The sequence below is a fragment of the Shimia sp. genome, from assembly GCF_965227725.1.
Taxonomy (GTDB): domain Bacteria; phylum Pseudomonadota; class Alphaproteobacteria; order Rhodobacterales; family Rhodobacteraceae; genus Shimia.
This window is the reverse complement of sequence record NZ_CBDDGH010000005.1, coordinates 23,061-48,020: the sequence shown is the minus strand read 5'-3', so window position 1 is coordinate 48,020 and position 24,960 is coordinate 23,061. Positions and strand designations below refer to the sequence as shown.

The 24,960-nt window shown below is 59.6% G+C and carries 20 protein-coding genes; 8 read left to right on the top strand and 12 right to left on the bottom strand.

From position 1 onward, the window contains the following. The first annotated feature begins 35 nt into the window (after positions 1-35). A complete protein-coding gene (locus tag ACO07T_RS10635; RefSeq protein WP_209077942.1) occupies positions 36-467 on the top strand; it encodes a DUF1489 family protein in 432 nt (143 codons plus the stop codon). Between the two features lie 158 nt (positions 468-625). Here ACO07T_RS10635 and modC read toward each other — a convergent pair whose 3' ends face one another. Genes modC through modA form a run of 3 tightly spaced genes read right to left on the bottom strand, consistent with a single transcriptional unit; the run spans position 626 to position 3,188 of the window. After that, positions 626-1,711, bottom strand: a complete 1,086-nt coding sequence (modC, locus tag ACO07T_RS10630) for a molybdenum ABC transporter ATP-binding protein (protein WP_422049390.1) — start codon at positions 1,709-1,711, stop codon at positions 626-628. Beyond that, the gene (gene modB, locus ACO07T_RS10625) at positions 1,708-2,403 is read right to left on the bottom strand and encodes a molybdate ABC transporter permease subunit (RefSeq protein WP_209077940.1); all 696 of its coding nucleotides are present in this window, start codon (positions 2,401-2,403) and stop codon (positions 1,708-1,710) included. Before modB ends, modC begins: the two co-directional genes overlap by 4 nt. Continuing rightward, the gene (modA, locus tag ACO07T_RS10620) at positions 2,400-3,188 is read right to left on the bottom strand and encodes a molybdate ABC transporter substrate-binding protein (RefSeq protein WP_422049389.1); all 789 of its coding nucleotides are present in this window, start codon (positions 3,186-3,188) and stop codon (positions 2,400-2,402) included. The genes modB and modA overlap by 4 nt, the downstream gene beginning before the upstream one ends. Positions 3,189-3,314: 126 nt before the next feature. Here modA and ACO07T_RS10615 point away from each other — a divergent pair, with 126 nt between their 5' ends. Further along, on the top strand, positions 3,315-4,610 hold the full coding sequence (locus tag ACO07T_RS10615) for a flavin-dependent oxidoreductase (protein WP_422049388.1): 1,296 nt from the start codon (positions 3,315-3,317) through the stop codon (positions 4,608-4,610). On the opposite strand, the gene ACO07T_RS10610 is transcribed toward ACO07T_RS10615, so the two are convergent. After that, positions 4,607-6,205 (bottom strand): hypothetical protein, encoded by a 1,599-nt coding sequence (locus ACO07T_RS10610; protein ID WP_422049387.1) that lies wholly within the window; start codon positions 6,203-6,205, stop codon positions 4,607-4,609. The genes ACO07T_RS10615 and ACO07T_RS10610 overlap by 4 nt on opposite strands. Then, positions 6,205-7,893, bottom strand: coding sequence for a DUF3131 domain-containing protein (locus ACO07T_RS10605; RefSeq protein WP_422049386.1), 1,689 nt, complete (start codon positions 7,891-7,893; stop codon positions 6,205-6,207). The genes ACO07T_RS10610 and ACO07T_RS10605 overlap by 1 nt, the downstream gene beginning before the upstream one ends. A gap of 182 nt (positions 7,894-8,075) precedes the next feature. Between ACO07T_RS10605 and ACO07T_RS10600 the strand changes: the two genes are divergently transcribed. Together ACO07T_RS10600 and ACO07T_RS10595 are read left to right on the top strand one after the other, a co-directional pair. Then, complete coding sequence (locus tag ACO07T_RS10600; protein ID WP_422049385.1) at positions 8,076-10,058, top strand: ATP-binding cassette domain-containing protein; 1,983 nt, start codon at positions 8,076-8,078, stop codon at positions 10,056-10,058. Continuing rightward, the gene (locus tag ACO07T_RS10595; RefSeq protein WP_422049384.1) at positions 10,039-11,268 is read left to right on the top strand and encodes a hypothetical protein; all 1,230 of its coding nucleotides are present in this window, start codon (positions 10,039-10,041) and stop codon (positions 11,266-11,268) included. The genes ACO07T_RS10600 and ACO07T_RS10595 overlap by 20 nt, the downstream gene beginning before the upstream one ends. 208 nt (positions 11,269-11,476) lie before the next feature. On the opposite strand, the gene ACO07T_RS10590 is transcribed toward ACO07T_RS10595, so the two are convergent. The 5 genes from ACO07T_RS10590 to ACO07T_RS10570 all read right to left on the bottom strand — a co-directional run bounded on the left by ACO07T_RS10590 (position 11,477) and on the right by ACO07T_RS10570 (position 18,139). Then, positions 11,477-12,793 carry a DUF3131 domain-containing protein gene (locus tag ACO07T_RS10590; RefSeq protein WP_422049383.1) on the bottom strand — a complete coding sequence of 439 codons (1,317 nt, stop codon included), beginning with the start codon at positions 12,791-12,793 and terminating at the stop codon, positions 11,477-11,479. After that, complete coding sequence (locus ACO07T_RS10585; RefSeq protein WP_422049382.1) at positions 12,768-14,594, bottom strand: glycosyltransferase; 1,827 nt, start codon at positions 14,592-14,594, stop codon at positions 12,768-12,770. The genes ACO07T_RS10590 and ACO07T_RS10585 overlap by 26 nt, the downstream gene beginning before the upstream one ends. Before the next feature lie 79 nt (positions 14,595-14,673). After that, positions 14,674-15,486 carry a hypothetical protein gene (locus ACO07T_RS10580; RefSeq protein ID WP_422049381.1) on the bottom strand — a complete coding sequence of 271 codons (813 nt, stop codon included), beginning with the start codon at positions 15,484-15,486 and terminating at the stop codon, positions 14,674-14,676. Next, positions 15,486-16,985, bottom strand: coding sequence for a sugar phosphate nucleotidyltransferase (locus ACO07T_RS10575; protein WP_422049380.1), 1,500 nt, complete (start codon positions 16,983-16,985; stop codon positions 15,486-15,488). The genes ACO07T_RS10580 and ACO07T_RS10575 overlap by 1 nt, the downstream gene beginning before the upstream one ends. A 14-nt stretch (positions 16,986-16,999) precedes the next feature. Further along, positions 17,000-18,139, bottom strand: a complete 1,140-nt coding sequence (locus tag ACO07T_RS10570) for an acyltransferase (RefSeq protein ID WP_422049379.1) — start codon at positions 18,137-18,139, stop codon at positions 17,000-17,002. A 156-nt stretch (positions 18,140-18,295) separates the two neighbouring features. Between ACO07T_RS10570 and ACO07T_RS10565 the strand changes: the two genes are divergently transcribed. Together ACO07T_RS10565 and ACO07T_RS10560 are read left to right on the top strand one after the other, a co-directional pair. Beyond that, positions 18,296-18,820, top strand: a complete 525-nt coding sequence (locus ACO07T_RS10565; RefSeq protein ID WP_422049378.1) for an OmpA family protein — start codon at positions 18,296-18,298, stop codon at positions 18,818-18,820. A 434-nt stretch (positions 18,821-19,254) separates the two neighbouring features. Continuing rightward, positions 19,255-20,004, top strand: a complete 750-nt coding sequence (locus tag ACO07T_RS10560; protein WP_422049377.1) for a family 16 glycosylhydrolase — start codon at positions 19,255-19,257, stop codon at positions 20,002-20,004. Between the two features lie 282 nt (positions 20,005-20,286). Here ACO07T_RS10560 and ACO07T_RS10555 read toward each other — a convergent pair whose 3' ends face one another. Together ACO07T_RS10555 and ACO07T_RS10550 are read right to left on the bottom strand one after the other, a co-directional pair. Continuing rightward, on the bottom strand, positions 20,287-22,065 hold the full coding sequence (locus ACO07T_RS10555) for a methyl-accepting chemotaxis protein (RefSeq protein ID WP_422049375.1): 1,779 nt from the start codon (positions 22,063-22,065) through the stop codon (positions 20,287-20,289). A 252-nt stretch (positions 22,066-22,317) separates the two neighbouring features. Beyond that, positions 22,318-22,923: a nicotinate-nucleotide adenylyltransferase gene (locus tag ACO07T_RS10550; RefSeq protein ID WP_422049374.1), complete on the bottom strand. Its 606-nt coding sequence runs from the start codon at positions 22,921-22,923 to the stop codon at positions 22,318-22,320. A gap of 138 nt (positions 22,924-23,061) precedes the next feature. Here ACO07T_RS10550 and ACO07T_RS10545 point away from each other — a divergent pair, with 138 nt between their 5' ends. Beyond that, entirely contained in the window at positions 23,062-23,463 is a 402-nt protein-coding gene (locus ACO07T_RS10545; protein WP_422049373.1) for a hypothetical protein, read from the top strand. Positions 23,464-23,532: 69 nt separating this feature from the next. Then, positions 23,533-24,933, top strand: a complete 1,401-nt coding sequence (locus ACO07T_RS10540) for a KAP family P-loop NTPase fold protein (protein WP_422049372.1) — start codon at positions 23,533-23,535, stop codon at positions 24,931-24,933. Positions 24,934-24,960: the final 27 nt, after the last annotated feature.

The following is a 24,960-nucleotide window of genomic DNA, read 5'->3' as shown; positions in this document are numbered from 1 at the left end:
AATGTAGGCTCCGTGCATAACCCTGTGGGAAAGCTGTGGATAAATCAGTCCATCTTGTAAAACTGTCCGTCGGGTCGGAAACTCCCGAAACTCTGGCCGCTTGGCAAGAGGCAAATGCGCATCGTTTTCCCGATGGGCTGCCCCGTCACGTCACCCGCATGTGGCCTAAACGGGAGGCTGAAATCCTCAACGGCGGATCAATCTATTGGGTGATCAAAGGGTCGATCCAGTGCCGTCAAAAGATCATACGGCTGGACGAAGTGATTGGATCAGACGGCATCCGCCGCTGCGCCATTGTGCTGGACCCGCAGGTCCACCTCACGCAGGCCGCACTCAAACGCCCGTTTCAGGGCTGGCGCTATCTGAAGCCCGAAGACGCCCCCGCCGATCTGCCGGAAGGCCGCGAAAACGACGACGTGCTGCCTGACGACTTAAACCGCGCGCTGGCCGAAATCGGCGTGCTTTGAAGGCGCGGTTGCCGCACGCTGCGTTAACCACACGTTCCGGCTGTGTGACGCCCTTTAACACCGACGCAATACCGTAGGGATACCGACGCGATACCGAAGGCCCTTTTTGGGCAAGTCATCCGCGTTAAGAAAGCGACTCAAAACGCGAAAAAACTGCGTTACCGTGTGCCAATGTCCTGTGGCGCGACCGAGACCGACTTGATCACCGCATAGCACGCAACACCTTCGCGCAACGCCAGCGCCTCGGCAGAGCGGCGGGTGATGCGCGCCAGCACACGACCGGCTTTTGTGTCTACCGAGACAATGGCCCCCGGCCCGCCTCCGGCCCGCAAAGACTGCACGGTTCCCGCGATAATATTGAGCGCGGACAAACCCTTAGGTTCATCTCGCGACAGGATCACATCATGCGCAGCAACCCGCACGCGCACCGAATGGCCCACCGGATGTGCCACTTTCGGCAACAGCAATGGCACCCCATTGGCGCTGAGTTCCGTCAACCCGTCCGCATGATGGGCCGCAACCTCCGCTTCCAGCACAGCCCCCACGGCCCGCACGCCCAACGGCGTAAAGCTCGGATCAGACAGCACCTCCGCCGCAGGTCCAACCCGCACTACGCGCCCTTGCTCCATGGCGACCACCGTTGTCGCCAGACGCGCAACCTCCGCAATTGAGTGGCTAACATACAGTATTGGCAGCGAAAATTCGTCGCGCAGCCTTTCAAAATACGGCAGGATCTCCGCTTTGCGCGGCTCATCCAAAGCGGCCAGTGGCTCATCTGCCAGGATCATCTCAGGGCGCGCCAACAGCGCTCGACCAATCGCCACCCGCTGTTTTTCACCTCCTGAAAGCGCCGCAGGACGGCGCTCCAAAAGTGGCCCGATCCCAAGGATTTCCACCACCTGATCAAAGCCCGCCACCTCGGCCCGCTCTTTGGCATAGCCCGCCCCGTAGAGCAGGTTGCTGCGGACATTCAGATGCGGGAACAAACGCCCCTCTTGAAAGACATATCCTACGGCGCGTTTGTGCGACGGCGTCCACAGGCCTGCGTCGCTGTCCACCAGCCTGCGCCCGGCAGCCGTGATCCGCGCATGGCTTGGGCGGCTCAGCCCCGCCACCGCATTGATCACCGATGTTTTGCCCGACCCGGAGCTGCCAAACAGCACCGTCAAACCCGGTGGGGCCTCAAACTGCACATCAAGGTCAAACCCTTGAAAGCGCTGTTTTATCTCGACGGATAGGCTCATGCCTGCCCCACTTTCCGCGCAATCCGCCGCGCCAGAACTTCCGACAGGATCAAAGCGCCCATGGCCACCACAATGGCCACAATAACCAGCCGGATCGCCGCCGTTTCCCCGCCCGGCACCTGCAGGAACGCATAGATTGCCGAAGGCACGGTGCGGGTTTGTCCGGGGATATTCGAGACAAAGGTGATGGTCGCGCCGAACTCGCCCATGGCCTTGGCAAAGGCCAGCACCATCCCGGCCAATATGCCCGGCAAAATCAGCGGCAAGGTCACGGTTGTGAACACCCAAAAGCGGCTTGCGCCCAAAGTAGCGGCGGCCTGCTCCAATTTCGGGTCCACCGCCTCAATCGACAGCCGAATCGAACGCACCAGTAACGGAAACGCCATAACTGCCGCGGCCAGCGCCGCCCCGGTCCAACGGAAGGCAAAGACGATCCCGACCTCTTTGAGAGCTGCGCCCAAGGCCCCTTGGGTGCCAAAGGTCACAAGCAACAGATATCCCGTCGCAACAGGTGGGAGGACAAGCGGTAAGTGTACAAAAACATTGAGCAATTGCTTGCCGTAAAACTGCCAGCGCGCCAGCGCATAGGCCACAAAAACACCGGGAATCAGCGCGCCCAACGTGGCCCAAAACGCCACTTTCAGCGACAGCGCCACCGCAGCCCACTCCTCTGGCCCCAGCCACTCCGTCACTCACTGCCCTCCAGCACCCGAAAGCCCCGCTCTGCAAAGGCGGCCTTCGCGACTTCGCTTTGCCAAAACTCCATAAATTCAATCACTTCGGGACGATCTTGCCCGGCCACAACAGCAGCTGGATACACAATCGGATCGTGTAATTCCGACGGAAAGACCGACAAAATACGGACCCGCTCTTCCGCCAAAGCATCCGTCACATAGACAACCCCAGCCCGCGCCTCGCCCAGCGCCACCAGCGCAAGGGCCGAGCGCACATTATCCACCTGCGCCACCTTCGGCGCCACATCCTGCCAAAGCCCCATGTTTTCAAGCGCTTGGCGCCCATAGATTCCGGCAGGTACAGCCTCGACCAAGGCCATCGCCAGCCGCCCGTCCGCCAGCAAAGCGTCAAAGTCGACGTCAGAAATCTCAACAGGCCCGGTCGGATCATCCGCCGCAACAGCCAAAGCCAAGTCATTGCCAAATAAGGTTTTTGTCTGCCCCTGCGCCAACACAGCGCGGTCCTCCAAATGCGTCACCCAAGCCGCATTAGCCGAGACAAACACATCCGCAGGCGCCCCATATTCAATCTGCCGCGCCAGCGCTGAAGACCCTGCCAGCGTCAAAACCACCTCATGCCCGCTCGCCGCTTCAAAGGCATTCCCCAAGTCTTTCAAGACCTCCGCCAAACTGGCCGCCGCAAAGACAGAGACCTCTCCGGCCTGCGCCCCGGCAGGCGCAAGCGTCAGCATCGCCGCGCAGGCAGCGTGTTTGACACCAGAAAGCAGAGCGTTACGCCGCATGGGGTTCCATTGACAATTCACCGTCTTTTCATGGGGATACCGAATGCGCCCCCCACAAGGCAAGGTCTTTGGGATTTGTCAGACACCGCCCCGCTGCTACTGTGGCGCAAACAATCGGGAAGCGCCATGCCAACAGCCTCTGATCTACCAATTGTCATCGCCGGCGGCGGCATCGGCGGGCTGGTCACCGCCTTGACCCTGCATCAGATCGGCCAGCCGGTGGTGGTGCTCGAAGCGGTGGAGACCATCCGGCCGCTGGGCGTTGGCATCAATCTGCAACCCAACGCCGTGCGCGAACTGCTTGAGCTCGGCTTTACACTGCGCGATCTTGACGCCATTGGCCTGCCCATCACTGAATGGGCCTTAGTCGGTCTGAACGGCAAAGACATTTACAGCGAACCGCGCGGCGAGGCTGCGAGTTATCACTGGCCGCAATACGCGGTGCATCGCGGACGGTTTCATATGATGCTGCGCGACGCCTTTCTGGCCAAGGCAGGGCCTGACGCCTTGATCACCGATCACCGCGTGCTCGGATATTCCCAATCAGAAGAAGACGTTACGGCCCATTGGCAGACGCGCAGCGGATTTACGGGCGAAACCAAAGCCGCACTTTTGATCGGTGCTGACGGCATCCATTCCAAGGTGCGCGCGCAAATGCACCCCAATGACGGTGGCGTTCAATGGGGCGGTGTTCTCATGTGGCGGGGCACCAGCCTGGCAAAGCCCTTGCGCACAAAGGCCTCCTTCATCGGGCTGGGGACCCACGACAAACGGGTTGTGCTCTATCCGATCTCCGCAGCGGATGCGCAAACCGGGCTGGCCGAAATCAATTGGATTGCTGAAATCACTCTTGATGGCGATGCGGACTGGCCGAAAGACAGCTGGTTTTCGCCAGTGCCCCCGGCGCAATTCTTGGCGCATTTTGCAGACTGGAAAAATGATTGGCTGGATGTCCCGGCTCTGATCTCTGCCACGCCCACAGCCTTTGAGAACCCGATGATAGATCGCAATCCTCTGCCGCATTGGCACCAAAATCGCGTGGCGCTCTTGGGCGACGCGGCCCACGCGATGTATCCGACCGGCTCTAACGGAGCGACGCAGGCCATCATCGACGCGCGCGAACTTGGCAAAAGCCTGTGCGATCTCGGCGTCACCCCCGCCGCGCTTACCGACTACAACAACAAACTTTGTGATCCCGTGGCCCAGCTGGTTTTGCGCAACCGCGCAGATGGCCCCTTTGGCCTCCTCAAACATATCGACCAGCTATGCGGTGGGCAATTTGATGACATTGACGCGGTGATCTCTCCCAAAGAGCGCGCCGATTTTATGCGCACCTATCAAACCGCCGCCGGATTTGAGCGCGACGCCCTCAATGCCTCAAAGCCCATCCTGTCGCGCTCCGCGTCACTGCGCTCCCCCTAGGGATTTTGCTGCGCGGCCATGGCTTCAAGTTCCGGCAGAACAGCTGATTTGAAGTAGCGCGAAAGCAAAATGTAGTCTTCCACTGTCACTTGACTGACGAGTGGCTCCGCAGGTTCGCCACCACCTGTCGCGGCCATCATCTCCGTTTCAAGCTCGGCAAGTATCTGATCAACCAGTTCATTCTGATATAACACCGGTTTGGCAGCAGGCTCCGGCGCCAGCGACGCAGGGGGGGTTAGGCTTTCAGCAGTATCCGGCGCCGCTGGATGCACTCCCATGCCTTGGGCTGTGTCTTTGGCCGCCATCTGCAGCACCCGCAGCGCGGCTTGTGGATCCAGTCCCAGATCGGAAATCAGATAATCCAGCTTCTTCACTGTATCCGCCCGCTGGTCAGACTGAGGCTGCGCAGCAGGGCCTTGCGGCATCACCTCCGGCTGCGCACTCACTACTGGAGAGATCGGCACCCCGGCGCCAGAAGCCCCCCCAGCAACCGGAAGAGACGGATCTTGTTGCAGCCCATCCAATTGGGTCTGTAGCCCCTCAACCGCCGCGAGCAACTGCGCCAAACTGGGCTCTGCCTGCATGCCCCCTGCCCCACTCACGGGCATCGCAGCCTGCGGCGGGAATGCCGGTGCGGGGCTCGTATCAGGCACCTCTGCTGCCCGCCCAAGCTGCGCCTGCAAAATGATCTGTTTAAGCGTTTCAAGCTCCGTGCGCAGCTCTTGCCCGCTGACTGTATCGGCCATCGGCGCAGATGCGGCTTGCGGCTGGGCCGTGGCGTTGGGCGCAGCCAACGTCACCGGGCTCGCCGTGGTCGCAGGGGCAATTCCAGCGGCAAGCGCACTGGCATATTCAGGCGCAAGCACCTGTGGCTGCGGCATGGGCGAACTCCAGGCGGCAGGTTGTGTCATGGATCCCGCGCCCCCTGCCCCGTCGGCATTTGGCACCGGCCAACCTCTTGGCAAGACAGAATAATCCTGCCGCGCCGCAATCCAGCGCAGATAGGCGGTGACCGCCGAAAACCCTTTGAGTGACACGCGCGACACCTCCGATCCCCCGCGGCGCACGATCAGCTCGCCGCCCGATCCCAAAAGCAACTCAAGCGGGACATCCAAGGGCTGCAAAATCCGCTCCGGCACCTGAATTTCAGACACGCCTTCTGAGACAAAGAACTGATCCCCGGCCAGCGCATTCTCAAGCTTGATCTGCAGCTGCCCACGATCCGTTAGAAAGGCCTCAAGCCCTTCTTTTCGCGCCGCGCAGGCATAGGTGCGCGGGCGGCAAATCACCTCAAAAACATCCACATCCAGCCGCGGTGTCGGCGCAAAGCGGGCGTAGCCATCCGGATCAAACCGGAAATAGACCCCTTCCACCAAGCCTTCCTGAAAGCTGGGCCAGCCAAACGCGCCGCGCAAGGCCTGCCGCGCCTCCCGCGCGCCAATGGCAAAAGGAATGGAGGTATCCAAGATCGCGTTTTCCGAAGCAAAGGCCTCCTCTCCACGCTCAGGCACGCCAACCGTCTGTGCACCGGCCGGTGTGGCCGCCAAGAGCGCAGCGCCAGCCGCTGCGGCGAGGGTTTGAACAAAATATCGCATCAGTAATCAGCCTTCTCTTGAACGGAATGACGCAGCGCCGGGAGCCAGTCGTCTTTCTGTGGAGGGTCCGGATAATTCCGCAACAGCCGGATATCCTGATCGCGGAACGCGGTGTACCATACCTCGGTGTCGCCGGTGTAAGGGGTCAGAATGGTGCCCTGCACCTTGTGCAGCAGGGAGGTGAGAATGATGCCATTGTTGTTGGCCGTATAGATCGCCACACGGCCCTGCCCACGCTCATAAAGCCCTTCATACATACCGTTTTCCGGATCATAGAGCTCGATAATCGCCTCATAGAGCACATCGGTATATTCGGTTTCCCACAACGCCCAGAGGCCCAGCGCCGCCTTGGCGGCCACGGCGGAGTGATCCGGCACATAGTCACCACGGGGCGTCACCGTATTCCAGGGGTAGCCATCCGAGAAAATGGTGTCATAGGTGAAATACGGCGGACCTTTGACATTGTGCTCAGAGCGCGCCGTCATAAACCCGGTCTGCCGCCAGCGGTTTTCCTGCACCTGATAGATCCGGTCGGCAAACTCCGCACGCCAGCCATCCGTGTGCACCCATTCCGGGCTGCTGTCGTCATGGGGCATGTCAAACCCCAGCTCCAGCCCGTCTTGCAGGTAGGATTCCGTCACCACATAGTTTTGGGAATGAAACACCCGCGGGTCACGCCCGTCATAGGGCACCTGAATGCCAAAAATCGAGGCTGTCAGGAACGGCTCCGCCCGATGGGCCAGACGCGGCTGAAACCCCCAGAGCGCAAATCCCTTGGCCGCATACTCCTCATAACCAAGGCGCCCTTCTTGGGCATAAACGGTCTCATCGGTTTCCTTATCGATATAAGCGCCAAACATTAACCCTTCAGAGTCAATGGCATTACGGAAATCCCATTTCAGCAATACGGAATCAATTGTATTTGCCAAATAAGGATAGCGATTCTTGCAAATACGCAGCCACACAAGAAACCGCCCTATATCCAAGGCGGAAAATCCGATTTCCCCCGGCTTATTCGTATAATCCACCTTCGCGCCGGTCTTGGTGTGATACACTTTATTGGGCAGCTCTTTGCGAAACAGCTCGAGCCCTTTCACCGTTGTCAGAAGCTGTGTGATCCGACGGTCAAACTCCGGCTTCTCAATCAGGCACAGCTCAAAGGCAGACACCAATCCCGCCATGTAAGAGGCCGTGTCCCAAAGCGTGGTTGAAGGGTAGTTGCCCACCGAATTGGCAAGCCCCGTGGTTTCCTGTGTGAATTTCTCAAAATAGTGCCAGGCCACGCGCGCCGCCCGCAACTCCCGTTCATTCAGAAAACCACGCCTTGCCCGATACTTACGCACATAGGCGTTGTGTTTATCATAGCCATGCGGCACGTTCAGGCCACGCTCCAAAGTGTCAAAATAATCCGCGGGCATTTCACACATTCGGGGCGGTTTTTTGCGACGTGGCACATCCGTGAGCATGCTGCTTGTCACGCTTGGCAAATTCCCCCGCATCAGCGCAGGAATGTCATCCAGCTCACCGCCGGCAATGATCGGAATGATCTCTTCTTCCTGCGCCAGAAACACCTTGCGCGCAGATAGACCAACCGAATATCCGGCCCCGCTCAGCACAAGCACGGCAGCAAAGAATATAACAACGCCCCGTAGCGGCGACCGCTTGCCAGAACCAACAGCACTCTTCATCAAACACACTCCAAACGGAATGCAACCATGAAACGGCAAAGCTATTAACAATTGGCAACCAACGCCGCCAATTACCAATTTGAACAAAATAAGAACATAAAATTGAAAACACCTTACCATGCAATGCTTTTGTTAACTTCTGCGCGCTAAAACAAAGACGTGTTGTGAAGGTTTCCTTGGTTATGTCCGATATGTCCCCCCCTCAAAACGCTATGGAAGCGTCCAGACGGTCTGCTGGCCCCACCGATGCGCAGCCGGTGCCTTTTCAGGATCGCGCCACCCCGATGTGGGCCACGGCGATCTCCATCCTGTTTTCTCTGGGCAGCGGCCTGTGTTTGCTCTCGGTCGCGATTTTTGTGGTGTTCTTTTATGAGCAGGTTGCGCTGAACGGGCAGACACTTCTTGCGGCCCTGCTGGCCGTGGGGGCTGTCGTGCCGCTTTTGGGGATGATCATCTTTGAAGTGGGCCACAGCCGCGCCTTGGCCGGATACCGCTATATGCGGCTGCGCCATGCGGTGACCGGGCGAGCGGTTGTCGGGCTGTTTGCCTGCGCGATCTTTGCTGTGTTCTCCCCCTATTTGGCGGTGCCTTTTGTGCTGACTGCCGCGCTCGGTTGGCTGTTCTGCGGGGTCGTTGCCCAAAAAATGCACTCTGAGCCGATGTGGGAATTTCTACCGCAGGAGGCCGTCGCCTTTCTGTCCGGGCGTGATCAGCGCGCGGTTGATCTCGCCAATGCCGCGCGGGGCGAGAGCGCCTTTCTCGACGCCACACAAAGCGCGCTCGCGTTGTGCGGGCTAATAGGTGGCTTTGCCATGGCCTCCTGGCTTGTGGCCCAAGATGTGCTCAACGTCGCGGCAATCGCCACCATCGCCCTCGTAACCTGCTGGTCAGCCGACGCCTTCGCCGCTTTCTTTCGCCAGATATCCCGCGCCGATCCGGAGTTGCAGCACCGCGCGGCCGAGGTGCGCCAATTGCCTGCGCCCTATTCTGCAGACGCCGAAGGAGACGACACAGCGTTGATCGTCAGCCATCTCTCTGTGCGCACGCCGGACGGCACCCCCCTTTTGTCCGATATCTCTTTCCGCGCAGAGCCGGGCACGATCATTGGCCTGTCTGGGGACAGTTTTTCCGGAAAATCCCTGCTGCTGCGCGCCCTGCATGCCCCCCATGATCTTGATGGGCTTTTGGTGGAAGGCCATGTCGCGCTGCAGGGCGCAGAGCTTTGGGCGCGTCATGCCAAAGCCCGCGCTCTATCCTCTGCATTGGTGGGGCCAATGCCGCTTTCGGTCCCCGGCGGCGGCGCGAACAATCTCAGTTGTTTTATCGGCGATCTGCAGTTGCAGCGCGCGCGAAAAGCGCTGCAAAATCTGGTCTTCACCGCCGATACTGTGGATCGCATCCAAAACGCCAGCGACGTCACGCAGCTGTCTTGCACCGAACAAAAGGCGCTGGCACTTGCGCGCGCGTTGGCGCTGCGGCCCAGCCTCTATCTGCTCGACCGCCCCGAAGACGGCGCCAGCGAAAGCCTGTTGGTGGCCTTGAGCCAGCGCCTGAAATCTGACGCGCGCCTTGGCCATATCACGCTGATGATCACCGAAAACCGGCAGCTGCTCGAACAATGTGACCAACTCTTGATGATGCAAAACGGGCGGATCATCGAATTTGCCGCCACCTCAGACATTCGCGAAAGGCAGGCCTCCGGCTGGCACCGTTTTGTCACCCCCCGCAGCCTTGAAAGCGAAGAGGCGCTGGATGGCTGGATCTGCAGCCATTTCCGCCGCGAGGGGGACGAGGCCAACCGCCGCGCTGTCTGTATGGTGGCCAATGAAATGCTCAGTCTGGCGTGCCAATCAGGGATTGAGACACAAACAGAGGCAGACAGCTTATCCTTTGAGTTCAAGCATTTCGTGGGCAAATGCCAGATCCGGATGATCGACAGCCGCCTCGCGCTTTCCTCCGGGGCGATCCAGAAAGCCAAAACCGCCGCAGACACCTCGGTGGACGGGGAGCGCCTGTCCCCGCTGGCCAAGATCATGCGCGACTCGCTTGATGTAGAAAGCAGCGCCTCTGATGGCGGCGGCGTCCTGCTTGTGGCCATCAAAACCTATGATCCGCGACTGCTGTCCTCTCGCAAGGTGAGCCAAGATGCGCCCCGCCAGCGTTGATCTCAAACCGCCGCGCCGTTTTCACCGGATGCCGCTGGTCTGGCTGGGCTGGGCCACGGCCTCTTGCGCCCTGCTCGGGGTCAGTGCCTGGTCCCTCTCCCAGCACATCACCATAACGCCGACACAACGCTACACCGGCACCTTTGTCAGCCAGGCGCGCACGCTCCCCGTGGTACTACCCGCAGGCGCCGTCCTGCAAAGCGTACTGGCCCAAGATGGCGATGACGTCTCCAAAGGCCAGAAACTTGCCCGATATGATCGGGACGCGATGGCCCAGCATAGCATAGAGCTCTCAAATCAACTGGCGCTAAACCGACAGCACCGCTGGTGTTTGCTGCAGAAAAATACCGGCACGCCAGTCTCCGAAGCCCCCGCCACATCAACGGATGCGCTTTCAGCAGAGGCTGATCTGCCCCTGGATCTGCGCAAGGAAAGCGCTTTGGCGCGGTGTCACAACACCCACCGCCTCAACCGTCTGGCCCGTGACAAGCTGCAACAGCGACGCGATAGCCTGCGCCGCAAAAGTGCCTTGGCGGTGCAGGAGCTGCTGGCCCGGGCCGCCTTGGCCAAACCGTCAGCACAGGGTGTGCTCAAACTGCGCGCCGCAATTGAGAAAGAAGCGCTTGAGGCCTCCATTCGCGAGTTGGAGTTTGATCTGGCCCTCCTGCAAGAAACCCAAAGAAAAACTGTTCTGAATGAGGTGCAGCGTCTGGAACAGAACGCGCTGACAATCGAAGCGGAATTGACCGCGCTGTCCGCCCTGATCGACGCGCCTTGGCTGATTTCCCCTGGCACCGGCCAGCTCCTGCGTCTGCGACAGCTGTCACCAGAAACGGCCTCAAACACCGCGCTGACGCTCGCGCAAATTCACCAGCCGCAAAACAAGGTGTTTCATGCGGCAATCACGCTCCCGGAAGAACAGGCTGCACAGTTGAAAGCGGGCGACCAACTGCCCGTCCGTCTGCTGGACATGGGGAAACTCCAGGCGCAGATATCAGGTCAGATCAAGCAGATCACGCCCGCGAAAGAGACCGCCGCGCTGGCACAGGTGGAACTGGAACTGCGCCCGCAGGAAACCGACCACTTGCTTCAAATCACATTGGAAGACCTGCCCAGCGGCACCCACGCCGCGATCGAGGTGACAGTGCCGGAGCGCTCATTCACAGACATTCTTTCGAGATCGGCAAAAACAGTCCTTAAGAATTTCTGAAGGGCAGGAGCAAAAGCCGCAGGAAACCTCTGATCACCGTAGCGAAGTTCGAAAGAACACTCCTGCACGCTCACTTCGCTTTGAAAGACCGCTTCCAATCCCGCATGGCCACGACCACGCCCTCTCCTGAAGTTACGCTCAGGTGATCCCTTCCCCATCGGGGCCTTTTGTCAGCCTAGACGCCAACCATAGCCCCCGCCCGCGGCCCTCAGCGCAGCAGAGGCCCCTTGAGCTTATAGTGAAGCGCTTCCAGAACCACCGCATTGGTGTTGAGCGTCAAAGCAGAGTTGACGCGCCCATCAGCCTCATATCGGCCCGCCATCCAGCCCGTTGGCCCGGCCAGATCCGTCAACTCTTCCCTCAGGTTCTCCGTGTAGGCCGTGCCATAAAGGGCATCCCAGCCAATGGTCGCCTTCAGACTCACGGTGCGCAGATCGTCATACAGGCTGCCGTCTTCTGCAACCACGGCCCAATCCCGCCCGTTGCCATAAACCGCGCCATAGAGGAAATGCGGCTCCTGATCGATGTGATCTTCTGACACCATCGTCGCCGCCCCTGTCTGCGCATGACGCGCTTCCTGAGCGGCATAAACCCGGCTCGCCAACAGGCGCGATTCACTGTTCAGCCCGACCTCAAAGGCTTGCAAGAGATAGGGTTCACTCAAAACCGGCGTGATCGCGCCAAAGCTGGTTGCGCGCCGCCTGTCCGCCGCAACCTCCACCCCGCTGACCGTTTCCCAGGCCAAGATCGGGCGGGCTGTGCTGGCTTCAAGCACATCCAATCCCCAAAGCGCCGCGGCGCGCGCGCCATATTGTTCATAACCGATGCGCCCCTCCTGCGTGTATTCTGTCACCCCATCTTTGCGCGTGGCGCCCCAAAGTCGCCCATCAACCGTCATCGCGCTCAAATCCCATTGCGCCAGCAGCGCCCGTATGCGCGGCCCATAGGCCGGTTCGCTGATTTCAAACACCCGCAGGGCCATCAACATGCGTGCCACATCCAGCGCCGACCAGCCGACGCCCTCCGCCACCGGGGTATTGGCGTAATCCACCATCACCAGGCTGCGCGTGTCATAAGCCTTGTTGGGCAAACGCCCCTCAAACAGCGGCAATCGCTCAAGCCCTGCCATCAAGGCCTCGCTGCGCGTCAGGAAATCCTCCCGTGACAGCAGCCCAAGCCCCTCTGCCGCCATCAACGCCAGCAAGTGGGATCCCTGATCCCACATCGTCGCATTGGGGTGACCGTCAACCGCGTCGACAAATCCGGTTTCTGCGCGGAAATTGGCTTGGAAATACCGCCAGGCGGTTTCAGCATCCTGCCAATCCTGTGCGGTCAACCCGCGGGCTGGCTGCGGCACATGGCGCAGCTCCTCTGACAGCGTGGCGAGCGTGTTTTGACGCATCACCTGCCCCCAGCCATCGGTCCCAACCGCAAGCCCCGCCGTGGCCAAGAGCCCGACCACAAAGGCCCAGCTCATACGGTTGGAATTGCGGGTCTTCTCAGTTTGCAAGCTGACATGCGCCATGGGCGGCCTCCGGTTCTGTCTGCGTTTCTTCGGTCTGGCGCGCCTCGGGCGGGGTCCACCAGGCCATCGGCACCAGCCGCGCAATCAGCGTCATATTGACCCCAAGCCAAAACAGGTTGACCCACAAGAGCGGCGCACTAAAGCCCGTGTGGCCAAGCGCGGTGCGCACAATGCCCACAGCCGCAGCCCCGCTCATCAGGGCAAGCAGCACGAGATGGGGCAAAACATGCCGCAGCCCGCCGCCAACAAGCGGCAATTTGGGCGTAGGTGCAAATCGCGGCTTTTGCCCGCGCAGCACGCAAATAAACGCATGCCAATGCACAGGCAGCGCGGCAACGCCAAGCACCCGCCCGGGCCCAACAGGGTACCCTTTGCAGGCCGCCAACATCGCCAGTTCCCCCAGCACCACCGCGGGCAGGAAATGCATAAAAAAGTCGAGCGAATAGGCTTTCACCGGCGTCACAGCGGTGGTCAGGGAAACCATCGGTGCAAGCAGGAGTATCGGCGCCCAGAGGACATTGAGATAGGACCAGAAGGTCGCACCGTAGTGCAGCTTCTGACGCCAGCTCAGGCAACGCCGGAAAATCGGGTTGTCATGCGCCGCTATGTCAAATGTACCGCCCGCATATTTCAGGCGCTGCGCGGCCCAGGCCGTCAGGCTCATGGGAGACAGCATCCGCGCCTCAACCTGCGGATGGTAAACACTTTTCCACCCTGCCGCCGCATCCTCATGCAGCAGGATCGAGGTGTAGAGATCCTCTGACACGTGAAACCGGTAGGGCTGTAAAGGCAGCGCGCGCAGGCAGGTCGCCACGGGCTGCCTCAAACGTGTTTGCAGCCGCCCCACCGCAGCCGATTTGCGCTTTATCGCCCCGGCAAACACCGCTTCGCGCCGGTGGATTGAGGCCGCCCCGCAACAAAATGCGGCGTTGTTTCGGTTGCGCCTGCGTTGAATGACGTCAAAAAACACCGTGGGATCTGCGAGGAAGGGGTCTGCCCCGATCCGGCCGCGCCCGGTGATCCAGGTCAGCACGGCTGCCGCCAGCCTGACCAAGCGATGTGCAGGGGTGCCGCCGATGTGCCTGACAATCCAGTCAGACCAGCTCTCCCCCGGCGGCACATCATAAAACCAATGAGGCGTCTGCACCCAGGCGACCTGCGGATCAGAAAAATAGCCCAGCGTGTTTTGAAGAAAGCCCGGCAACAGCCGCGTATCCGCATCGCAGATGACCACAAGATCGCCCGATGTGCGCAGCAGCCCATTGCGCAGATTGCCCGCTTTGAACCCCAGGTTTTCACGTCGCGCAAAATACCCGATGCCGTGATGCTTGGCCAATTGCGCCATGTCGGCGCGATCCCCATCGTCCAGCAACCAGATCTGCACGCGCATATCCTCGGGCGCGATGACCGCCTTTGCATCCGATATCGATGGGGCCACAACGGCCACATCCTCATCATAGGTCGTGATAAAGATATCCACGCTTTGCGGCGCGGGAGCACCTGATGTCGCCTCAAACGCTGCGCCATCATAGGGCCGAGGGGGCGTGTCCCCTTCGTCCCAAAAATCAAAGTAAAACAGCAGGGTCCCCAGAAAAAACAGTGTCTCAGCCCCGACCACCAGCATCGAGAACCCCAGCGCATCCGCGTTTAAAGACGCGCTCCAGCGCCACTGCAGATAATAGGCTCCGGCGGCGACGGCGCAGCCTGCCAAAAAATGCCAGATCGCGCGCTGGCGGGCGGACATCGGGGCAAACACTGGCGGTTTGCGCGTCTCATAAGCTGTGAAATACGGGCGCGTCATCAGGGCCTTACACCTTCACTTGGATCATTTTGTGTGGCGCAAGCGACTGGATGCCGCTTTGCGCATCGTCTCTTGGGGCTCAGCGGCCATTGACCTTCTGATGGTCACGTACAAAGGCCTCTGCCACGCGCAAAATGGCATCCCGTTCATTGCCGCTGTGATCGCGCGCGGAGGAGCCTGTGGAAAAGGACCAGACGCCAGCCGCCACTTTGATGCGCGGATCGCGGGTCAGCAGAACATCCTGAGAAAGGGAGGCAAACACCGAGTATTGGTAGTCACACAGGTCATCCGGATCAGAAAACGAGAAATAGAGGTTGAGTGTGGGCTGCCCGTCCAGCGTGGGAAGCGCGTCTTTGTCGACCACCTCAATCCCCGCGGCCTGCAGCTTGCGCACAAACGTCTTGTGCAGCGACGGCCCGAAGTCTGCCGAGAACCCGGGGGGGGATTTCAGCCCGGTCAAATCAAGATGCAGCGCGTCAACGCCGCGCAATACCTCGCCCTTTTCCGATTTGGGCAAGGCCATGGGATCAAATCCAAGCGCCGCCTCGATCTGATTTTTGCGACAGATATTGGGGGCCTCGGAGTGATCTTTCGGCAGCTCGGCGGCCTTGTGCAGACCACCCTGCAAGCCAAACAACCGGTAAATGAATCCGGTGTTGTTGGTGGTCAGGGGGCGGCTGGAATAGCTTTTGAGTTCAACGCATTGCGCACCGTCTGGACAATGGCGCCCGGCGAATTTGACCCGCTCCCACAACAGCCAAAACCGATCCTGCGTGAGCGCTGGATTTGGGGCACCTACGCCTGATTGGGCGCTGGCGGGCTGCGAAAATGCGCCCCACAAGAGACAACTCAGCACCGCAGCGCGCAGGATCGAACCGGACCACAGCGTCATCACAGGCTCCCGACGCGTGGCAAGTCCACAGGGGCTTGCGCAACTTCGGCGTGGGTAACCCCTTCCATCGGCACAGCGGTTGTTGTGCCGCCATCTGCAAAGCGGTGGTCGATGGCCCAATCTGCCGAGACAATCATATCGCTGAGCCAGGTCCCCGGGGCGACGGCTGTGTTCGGCATCAGGATCGAGCGCTGCACCAGCGCCCGGGGCGCGACCCTGGCGCCCGCGCCGACCACCGTGGGCCCGTCAAGTTTCGCGCCTGCCGAAACCTTTGCACCGGGGCCGATGTAACAGGGCCCCACCACCACCGCGCGCGCAGAGAGCTCCGCCCCCGGCGCCAGCCAGACATGGCGCCGCACCTCTTGGGCCTCAGGAGAGACGCCCGCGATCAAGCCGCGCAAGGCTTTGGAGATGGCGGCGAAATAGTCCTTGGGGCAGCCGATATCGACCCAGTCGAATGGGGCGCCATACACCTGAAGCGCTGCACCTGATTTCAAGATTTCCGGCAAAAGATGCTGCGCGATATCAAGCCCCTGCGGAGAGGCGTCAGAGGAAGTAAGATGGCGCAATGCGCTGGGTTTCACGACATAGATGCCGGTGCTTGCCAGCCGTGATTGCGTTTGCTCCGGCGCAGGCTTTTCCACAAAATGCGTGATGCGCCCGCGCGCATCCGCTTCAATGATCCCGTATTTCTGCACCTCCTCATGCGGCACAGACGTGGCCGCCACCGTGACCTCCGCCCCGCTGGCGCGGTGCTGCGCCATCATCTCTGCAAGATCAATATTGATCAGCGCATCCCCGCAGAAGACAAAGAAATCCTCTTCAAAAGCAGCGCATTGCGCCTGCAACGCCAAAAGCGTGCCAGCTGAGCCCAGGGGCGCAGGCTGCCAGCGCTGATTGACAAACTGCCCTTCGTTAAAAAACTGGATGCTGCGGTGAGCGGTGGTTTTGAAACGGGTGTGAAACTGCGGCCCCAGATGGCCCGGGTTGAGAATGAAATCCCGCAGGCCAAAGCTTTCCAGATGCTGCATCACATGGGCAATCACCGGCTGTCCAAGCAGATCCACCAGCGGTTTTGGCGTGTCATGTGAAATCGGCGCCATCCGGCTGCCAGCGCCCGCAACAAGCAGCACCGATTTGACACCGGCCAATTGGCAGGCACGAAACGCGGGGTGGGCCAAGGCCTCCTTGCGCGTGTCAAACAGGCTCAGAAGCGGCGCAATGCCAAGCTTGGTGATCGCGGCTTTCACCGCGGGTTGCGCGCCGAAAAAGGCAATGCTGCCGTTGGATTTGGCCGCGCTCTGAAACTCCAAAAGCGCTGCGAGGCCGGAAACAGCGGCGCGGCGCACTCCGCTCAGATCCACCAGATGAGCAAAACGCCCACGCTCTTCCGCCGCCATCTGTGCCTTTTTCAGGGCGGCAAAATCGGCTGAGGTCAAACGGCTTGTGGCCACTTTCATCACGGAAATCATGCCAAGGTCTTCGCTTGTGGTGAGCATGTTTGCCTCCTTGATCAAATCGGTTGTGAGCGCACAGCGCGCGAAATTTGGGGAAATCGACCCAGACCAATGGTCCATCCCAGCCATCGGGAGCGGCCAAGCAGCCAGACAAACGCAAGCGTCATCGGCAAGGTCCACAGGAACTCCAGCCCGATCAACGCGATGGGTGGCAGGTGGCTGTCTTTCAATGCAACTTCAGCGAGGTCGAGAAAGATCGGGTGACACAGGTAGATGCCAAAGGTGTATTTCGCGACCTTGGAAATCCAGCCTGGCCAAGCCCTGTGCCCCAGGCACATACAGATGAACAGCAGCGCAATCGGCATCAGATAGTCGGCCCAAAAGCCCGGCGCATAGGCAAAATCCCATTGCCCCGTGACGATCACATCGGAAATCGCCACCAGTTTGAACGCAAAAAGCCCCACAGCAAAAAGCAGCACCGGCCCAAGCCACCCCTCGCGCTCAGGCGCTTCGGACCGCCGCCAGAGCCCCAAAATCGCAGCCGCCGCAAGGCCATAGCCGGTATAGGTCGCCACTTTGGCCAAGCGCACGATGTAAGGCAGGATATCCGCGCCCCAGAATATCTTGAAGATCACCGGGTCAAGCACCTGTTTCATCAGCAAAAACACCACTGCGAACAGGCCAAAAATCGGTGCTTTCTCTGCCGCGCGGTAGGCTGGGTAAAACAACAAGAGCGCAAACAGCGTGGGGATGAAATGCATGTGATACTTCACATTGCCCAGCAGCAGAAAACCAACCCAGCTTTGCCAGGCCGCAAGCTCCGCCCATTCGGGCGAAAAATACCCCAGCGCGTCAGCTTTGATCAGGCCGTAAAACGCAAAGAACACGGTCCAGAAAACGAACGGCACCAGCAACCTGCGCGCCTGTTCCTTTATGGTGGCACCATAGCCGCGCGGGCGACGCTCAAGCGCCATCAACAGCAGGAAGATCGAGATCATCAGAAAGAGCTCAGTGCGCGCCGTATAGAGCACCGCACGGATCAACATCGGCGCCACCCTCTCTGACGGCGTCGCATCCGGAAACGGCTGCCCGTGGGCATCCGCGGTGACATGTAATCCAACCATTGAAAGCCCGGCAAAGAGACGCATCGCGTCAATCCACGTGTGCCGGTTGGCCAATTGACCTTCTGCAACCATGCAGCGCACCCATACAAACAAACAACAGGGTCCATACTGCGCAAGAGGCGTGAACAAAACATAAACATATGTAATTTCACCACGCACGGCACCTATTTCGAGGATTTACAAAAATTCAACGACTTGGCGGGACAATTTATTCAAGGAGTGCTCGTTATGCGGTTGTTTGGTTATGTCTGCCTGTTGGCGGCGATTGGGTTTTGCTCGCCTGTTCTGGCGATGAGTGAGTCAGAGATTTGTGCACAAATCATGCGGGAATATGGTGTGCGTGCGGATCAATGCGCCGATGCGCCCACCGCACCGCCGCAGCGCGTTGTGTCAACAGAGCTGTCAGCGGACATTCTGGAGAGCCATATTTTCTTCGCAAAAGGTGGCACCGCGCTGGATGGTGACGCCCGCCTGCAATTGGCCGCCTTGGCCGCGGTCCTAAATGCGGCGCCGATGCAAACCGCCTGTCTGCGCCTGATCGGCCATTCTGACACCAGCGGCGGCGCAACCGCCAATCAGGCCTTGGCGCTCAAACGCGCAGAGGTGGTGGCCGCGTCCCTCAGGGCCTCCATGGCGGATGGCAGCCGGATCAAAGAAGTTGTTTCTATGGGGGAAACCCAACCGCTAGACAGCCTGCCGGGGAGTTCCCCTCTGAACCGGCGTGTGGAAATCCGTGCCAAAACATGCCCCTAAAATGCGTACAAGTGGGTCAAACGTTTCACCCGTGATATTTCCCTGCCCTTGCTCGCTGTCGCCATAGGCAGCGCGAGGTAGCTCACCCCCTATTTGACGACCAGAAAGCTGACACGGCAATCATAGCCACGGACTTAAACCTTCGGCTGCGATCGCACACGCGGCCCAACCGCATCCGCAATCCGCCGCCGCCCAAATTAACCATAATTATAAATTCCCCTTGCCAGGCACCGGCACCCCCCCAGATAAATTAAGGTTAACAGTTATTAACCTTAATGCAGGGTGGAGACAGGGTGCGGATCTGGGGGAAACTGTGTGAGTGGTTCAAAGCCGCACCGCCTCTCAGCGGCGCATATGCTGCTACATCGACCTCCGCGCCTTCCCTGCAGGCCCACAGGGCCAGCTGCTCTTCCGTTTCGCTCGGTGCCTTGCTGATGTCGCTGGCCACCACCTCGCTACACGCCGCCGAACCACCGGGCGACCCAGCCAACGGGTTTCAGGCCCGCTTTGAGGCCGCCGCGCCGCCCGACTGGCAAGTGGCGCACTATGCCTTTTCGCATCCGATGTTTGACACCGATTGGTCCCGCGCAAATGTCGCCTTTGACAAGGGGCTTCATCTGACCCTGACGCCACAAAAAGCCCGCGAAAACCGTTTTTCCGGCGGCTCCATCCGCCACACATCCCTCAGCCATTACGGGCGCTATGAGGCCACCATCCGGCCAGCCAAGGGCGACGGTGTCGTGACCGGTTTCTTCACCTACACCGGCCCCTACTACGGCGCGCGCCACGACGAAATCGACATCGAATTTCTGGGACAGGACACCACAACCATCAATCTCGCGTGGTTTGTGGACGGCCAACTCCATGACCGCAAAGTGCCGCTGGGCTTTGATGCGGCAGAGCGCGCAGCGCGTTATGCCTTTGAGTGGCATCCAGACCGGCTGCGGTGGTTCGCGGGGGATCATCTGTTGCTGGAGGTCACCGCAGAGGAGGCCCCGCTGCCGCAGGTCGCGGGCTACCTTTTTGCAAATCTCTGGGCGGTAGACAAAAGCCTGAAAGACTGGGCCGGTGAGGCGAAGGTGCAAACCACGGCGTCCGCCTTTGTGACCGACATCCGGTTTATCCCTCTGGCCCAGATGCGCAGCGCTCACACTGGCCGCAGCAACCTCAACGCCATGCGCTAAACCCTTCTATAAGGGCGCTTTTCCGTAAAGCACGTGGGTGAGGTCAAACCCCCAACCAACTGGTCGCACTCAGCACGACCACAGACAGCAGAACCAAAGCAAAGAAGTGTTGAACTGACTTACTCATGACGTCGCTCCCATCCCCTTGGGGCCAAAAGACTCTCGCGAATCCAGGTTACCATAGGAGTCGTCCAGAGAGGTTAATTTGTTTGAAATTGTCTGCAATGAGCAAAAAAAGACCGGAACACATGGGAGCGTTCCGGTCTTTGATTTTTGGGACGATCAGGCGGACTGACGGAAGCTCAGGTCGCTCTCATCTTCGTCCCAGTCGTCCGTTTCAGACGCGTCCTGCTGCGCCTCAATAGAGGACGGGCGGAAGCTCGCAACCAGCTCGGCCAGTTCCCCGGCCGCCGCCTGCAGCGCCCGGCCCTGCGCGCTGGAGCGCTCCACAAGGCTTGCGTTCTGCTGGGTCACCCGGTCCAGATCCATGACACCGGAGTTGATCTCGGTGATCGCAGTGGACTGATCGCGCGAGCCTTCGGCAATCTGCACCGCCAGTTTGCTCACGTCCTCGATCTTCTTGATAATCTCTTCAATCGCCTTACCGGCCGCATCCACCAGATCCACGCCAACCTGCACCTTGTCGGTGGAGTTGTCGATCAGCTCCTTGATTTCATTCGCACTTGTGGCCGAGCGCAGCGCCAGTGACCGCACCTCGGAGGCCACAACCGCAAAGCCACGGCCACTGTCGCCAGCACGCGCCGCCTCCACGCCGGCGTTCAGCGCCAGAAGGTTGGTCTGGAAGGAGATGTCTTCGATCACGCGGTTGATTTCAGAGATCTTGCCTGCGGAATCCTCGATGTCCTGCATCGCGCCAACCGCACGTTTCACAATGTCCCCGCCGCGCAGCGCTTCGGCTTTGGTAGCATCCACCGTGGCCTCAACCGATTTGGTCTGGTTGGTGGCATTCTGCACGCTTTCGGTGATCTGGCTGATCGCCGCAGCGGTTTCCTCAAGCGTCGCCGCCTGGCTTTCCGTGCGTTTGGAGAGGTTGTGCGTGCCCTCCGCCATCGAGCCGGTCTCTTCCTCGATCTGGGAGATCGTTGCCAGAACCCGGCCAATCACATCATCCAGCGCTTCTGCGGTTTTGTTGAAATCCGCGCGCAGCATTTCATAGTCTTCGCCAACTTCCGCCGTGATCCGGTGGCTCAGCAGGCCCTGCGCCAGATGGTTCAGACCATCTGCCAGCTCGCCAACCACCTCGGTCTGCTCCCGTGCGGTGTTGCGGGATTGCTCTTCCAGGGTCTTGTTTGCCTTGATGGTCTGCACAAATTCCACCACCGCGCGCGCCAGTCGGCCCAGCTCATCCTTGCGCCGATCGCTCGGCACCGCGCCCTCGGTGTCGCCTTCCCGCAGGCTGTCGATGCGCTCGATGATTCCACCCAGCGGCAGGGTCACACTGGCCGCAATGATGTACACGATAAAGGCCATCACCAGTACCATGGCGAGCCCCACAACCAGCGACTGCATATAGAGCTGGTTCACAACGGCCACGACCCGGCTGTGGTCAAAGCCCATCACCATTTCGCCCACCAGCGTGCCATCGCTGTGGCGCACCGGGAATTTGATGTATTCAACGTCCCCAACAGACAGGCGGGCGCTTTCCGCTTCCAGCGCCAGAACCTCGGCAACGCCCTCGTCCCAGCCGGTGATGTCCGCCCCGTCCAGGGCGACCTCTGCAAAGATCTCACCATCAACAAAGACTTTGGCAAACATCGCATCTTCGATCTCAACGATGCCCGCGATTGCGCCTTCCGCGCCATCGGTGTTGAAATCCCAAACCGCCGCAGCCACAGGTGGCGCAACAAAGGTCTGCGCCATCACCACTTCGTTCTCAAACGCGCGCTGCAAGGTGCTGGTTTGCAAATTCATCCACCACACGGTGGAGCTGGTGAAGAAAACCACGATACAGCCGACGATGGGCAGCAGCAGCCGCCCCATGATCGAAAATCCCAAGAAACGGTCGAGCAGACGCGTCAGAAAGTTTACCAAATAGGCCATTGCCTCGATCCGCTAAGCGGCCCCCAGTTTGCCTCTGCAAGAGAGGTCATTGCCATAGTCTCAGGGGGGCATCTGTGCCTTTTGGCGGGTGAGTGACCGCACTCATCTGCGCGCCACGGCGCCTTTGCGCACCAAGGGGATCAGACGGTTTTGAGCACAAGACAGCCCTGTCCTGTTGCGCTCACCGTAGGAAAGTTGCGTTAACAGTTGCTTACAGGCGCTCGGGCAGAAAGATGGGTTTTGAACTATCGCCTAAGCCTCTGGCCAAGCACCATTTTTGCGCAGTTCAGTGGAGCTGATTGCGCGCATCGGCACATTGGCAAAGCCCCAGGCCGGCGCCGCTGAACGACTCAACAGCCGGTTTTCACGCGGCTTCAGACGCGCCTTGCGAAACACCTGCGCCGCCTTGGCAGTGCGCGCTTCAATCCGGTCTCCGGGCCGCGCCAGCACGCCCACCGGCACCCGCGCCATGATCTCCTGCCAATCTTTCCAGCGATGAAACTGCGCCAGATTATCCGCGCCCATCAGCCAGACAAACTGCGCCTGCGGCACGGCCTGCTGCAATCTCGCAATGGTTTCGGCCGTATAGCGCGTGCCCGCCTGCGTCTCAAAATCGCTCACAAACACCCGCGGATGCTGCATCAGCGCCCGCGCCGCCAGCAAGCGCCGCCCAAGCCCCGCCGGGCCACGCGCCTTCAACGGGTTTCCCGGGCTCACCAGCCACCAGACCTGATCCAGCCCGAAGCGTTTCATCGCCTCCAGCGTGATATGCACATGCCCCGCATGCGGCGGATCAAACGATCCCCCCAGCAGGCCAATGCGCTGGCCGCGCGCGACATATGGCAATCCGTAAGGCACCCCGCCTCCTGACCTTTTCCCGCCCCGGCTGTCAAGCCCGCCCGGCGTACTCGCGCACCTCTGTCGCCCCTGTGATGTCCCCCGTATTGCGCTGGCCGCGCACAGCCACTAACGTCGGCGAAAAAACTGAGGCACAGCATGACACCCAAAGCCGCCCTAGCCGCGCTCACCCTTCTGGCCGCCGCCACCCCGGCGCTGGCGCAGGACAAGAAGTTTGTGGGCTACACGATCACCACGCAGTCACCGGACGTGCGCGGCGTGATGCTGCATGAGGGCTATAGCGTGAAACAGGTGATCGCCTTTGTTCAGAAAAGCTGTGGCGGCAAAATCGGCCCCTTTGCGCTGGCCACCAAGACCCACCGCAAAGGCGGCTTTACCCTGAAAAACTTCCGCACCACCTGCCCCGCAGGCCCCGCCGCCCGTTTTGACGGCACAGAGCGCCTCTCCGTTGAGCACGAACGCCTGCCCGACGGCCGCACGCTGACCGAGTATTTTTATGTGAGCGGTGGCGAGAGCAAACGGCTGGTGGAGTTTGAGTAGAGGCGGATAACGCTGGACAATTGGGAAATTCAAACGCACGTATAAGGCGATTACTCCAAGGATTTTCCCATGGCGCGCCTCTACATTCCCGAACCAAAGATCACCCTCTACGAAGATGGCTTTGACGGACACGATAAGCTTAGCCGCAAAACCACGGGCGACAAACTCTCCGATCTTGTCGAGCGGATAGACGACCCCCTCGTCATCGCCCTTGACGGCGCATGGGGCTCCGGCAAATCGGTGTTCCTGAAATGCTGGGTCGGCGAGCATCTTAAGCATCATGGTGACAAAACACAGACAGTCTATTTCGATGCGTTTCAACACGACTATTTGGACGATCCACTGATTGCATTGACCAGCGCAATCTCGGAGCGCATCGAACGTGACCCAGAAAGCAAATCCGCAAAAGCATGGCGCATTGCAAAGAACGCCGCGCCCTTTTTAGGCAAAGCCGCGCTCCGGCTCGGCACCGCTGCACTTGTGGGCAAAGCAATCTCTTTGACCGGAGACGAAGATGGCGCTCTCAATGACATTGGCGACAAGCTCTCAGAGGAAGGCGGCGACATCGCCAAATCGCTGAATGACTTTTGGAAGAAGGAAGACGGCAAACGCGCCGCAATGGAAGCTTTCCGGAGCGCGCTTGTCCAGCTTACTGCCCCTGATGAGCAAGGATCGCCAACTCAAAAGCTGGTCATCGTCATCGACGAACTGGACCGCTGCCGCCCCGACTACGCTCTCTCCGTGCTGGAAATCATCAAGCATTTCTTCAATGTGGATGGCGTGCATTTTGTGTTGGGAACCAATCTTCTGGAACTCGCAAATTCAGTAAGGTCACGATATGGCTCTGGCTCGAATGCCGAAGGTTATCTCGGTAAATTCATCACTCTCAGCATGCGCCTTAACAACGGCAATAAACACGTTGGTTTAAAACCTTTATTGCAGTTTTCGAAAAATGCAAAAGAAGAGATGGGTTTAGTAGGCAACCCATTGGCCGAAGCACTTGACGTCTATCTGGAGTTACCTCGATTGAACCAAAGTCTCTCACTTAGGGATATTGAAAGGCTCTATTCGCATTGTTCAGTACTACACCCCTTCGACACAGCTTGGGGTGGCGTCTTGTCAAACTGGATGTTGGCGGGGCTAATTATTCTGAAGCATCAATCATCTAAAGAGTTTCGAGCATTGTGTCTTGGGAACACAAGACAAATAGGGCTTCTTGAAACGCTAGGCTTCGACAAACTTTCTTTTCCCAACAGAGATCCTCTCCGCGTCGAAAGGCATCAACTACTTAGTGAATTTTGGAACTACATCTTCAATGATGGCTTTCGGGCCGACCAAGAGTGGGTGAATGAACGCCACAAGCAATTCATGCCCGACGACTTAAACAGAGGCAGCATGCACTCAGTGGTACTGGAAACAGCTCGGAATAAGCTCGGCGAAGTTGAGGTGGTCCCTTTCGGCGATGACTAGCGATTGCCCCCGCCCCCGCCCTCCGCT

Coding starts and splice junctions, on each gene's coding strand:
- modC (WP_422049390.1), bottom strand. CDS start 1,711: ATGAGCCTATCCGTCGAGATAAAACAGCGCTTTCAAGGGTTTGACCTT.
- modA (WP_422049389.1), bottom strand. CDS start 3,188: ATGCGGCGTAACGCTCTGCTTTCTGGTGTCAAACACGCTGCCTGCGCG.
- ACO07T_RS10615 (WP_422049388.1), top strand. CDS start 3,315: ATGCCAACAGCCTCTGATCTACCAATTGTCATCGCCGGCGGCGGCATC.
- ACO07T_RS10610 (WP_422049387.1), bottom strand. CDS start 6,205: ATGCGATATTTTGTTCAAACCCTCGCCGCAGCGGCTGGCGCTGCGCTC.
- ACO07T_RS10605 (WP_422049386.1), bottom strand. CDS start 7,893: ATGAAGAGTGCTGTTGGTTCTGGCAAGCGGTCGCCGCTACGGGGCGTT.
- ACO07T_RS10600 (WP_422049385.1), top strand. CDS start 8,076: ATGTCCGATATGTCCCCCCCTCAAAACGCTATGGAAGCGTCCAGACGG.
- ACO07T_RS10595 (WP_422049384.1), top strand. CDS start 10,039: ATGCGCCCCGCCAGCGTTGATCTCAAACCGCCGCGCCGTTTTCACCGG.
- ACO07T_RS10590 (WP_422049383.1), bottom strand. CDS start 12,793: ATGGCGCATGTCAGCTTGCAAACTGAGAAGACCCGCAATTCCAACCGT.
- ACO07T_RS10585 (WP_422049382.1), bottom strand. CDS start 14,594: ATGACGCGCCCGTATTTCACAGCTTATGAGACGCGCAAACCGCCAGTG.
- ACO07T_RS10580 (WP_422049381.1), bottom strand. CDS start 15,486: ATGACGCTGTGGTCCGGTTCGATCCTGCGCGCTGCGGTGCTGAGTTGT.
- ACO07T_RS10575 (WP_422049380.1), bottom strand. CDS start 16,985: ATGCTCACCACAAGCGAAGACCTTGGCATGATTTCCGTGATGAAAGTG.
- ACO07T_RS10570 (WP_422049379.1), bottom strand. CDS start 18,139: ATGGTTGCAGAAGGTCAATTGGCCAACCGGCACACGTGGATTGACGCG.
- ACO07T_RS10565 (WP_422049378.1), top strand. CDS start 18,296: ATGCGGTTGTTTGGTTATGTCTGCCTGTTGGCGGCGATTGGGTTTTGC.
- ACO07T_RS10560 (WP_422049377.1), top strand. CDS start 19,255: ATGTCGCTGGCCACCACCTCGCTACACGCCGCCGAACCACCGGGCGAC.
- ACO07T_RS10555 (WP_422049375.1), bottom strand. CDS start 22,065: ATGGCCTATTTGGTAAACTTTCTGACGCGTCTGCTCGACCGTTTCTTG.
- ACO07T_RS10545 (WP_422049373.1), top strand. CDS start 23,062: ATGACACCCAAAGCCGCCCTAGCCGCGCTCACCCTTCTGGCCGCCGCC.
- ACO07T_RS10540 (WP_422049372.1), top strand. CDS start 23,533: ATGGCGCGCCTCTACATTCCCGAACCAAAGATCACCCTCTACGAAGAT.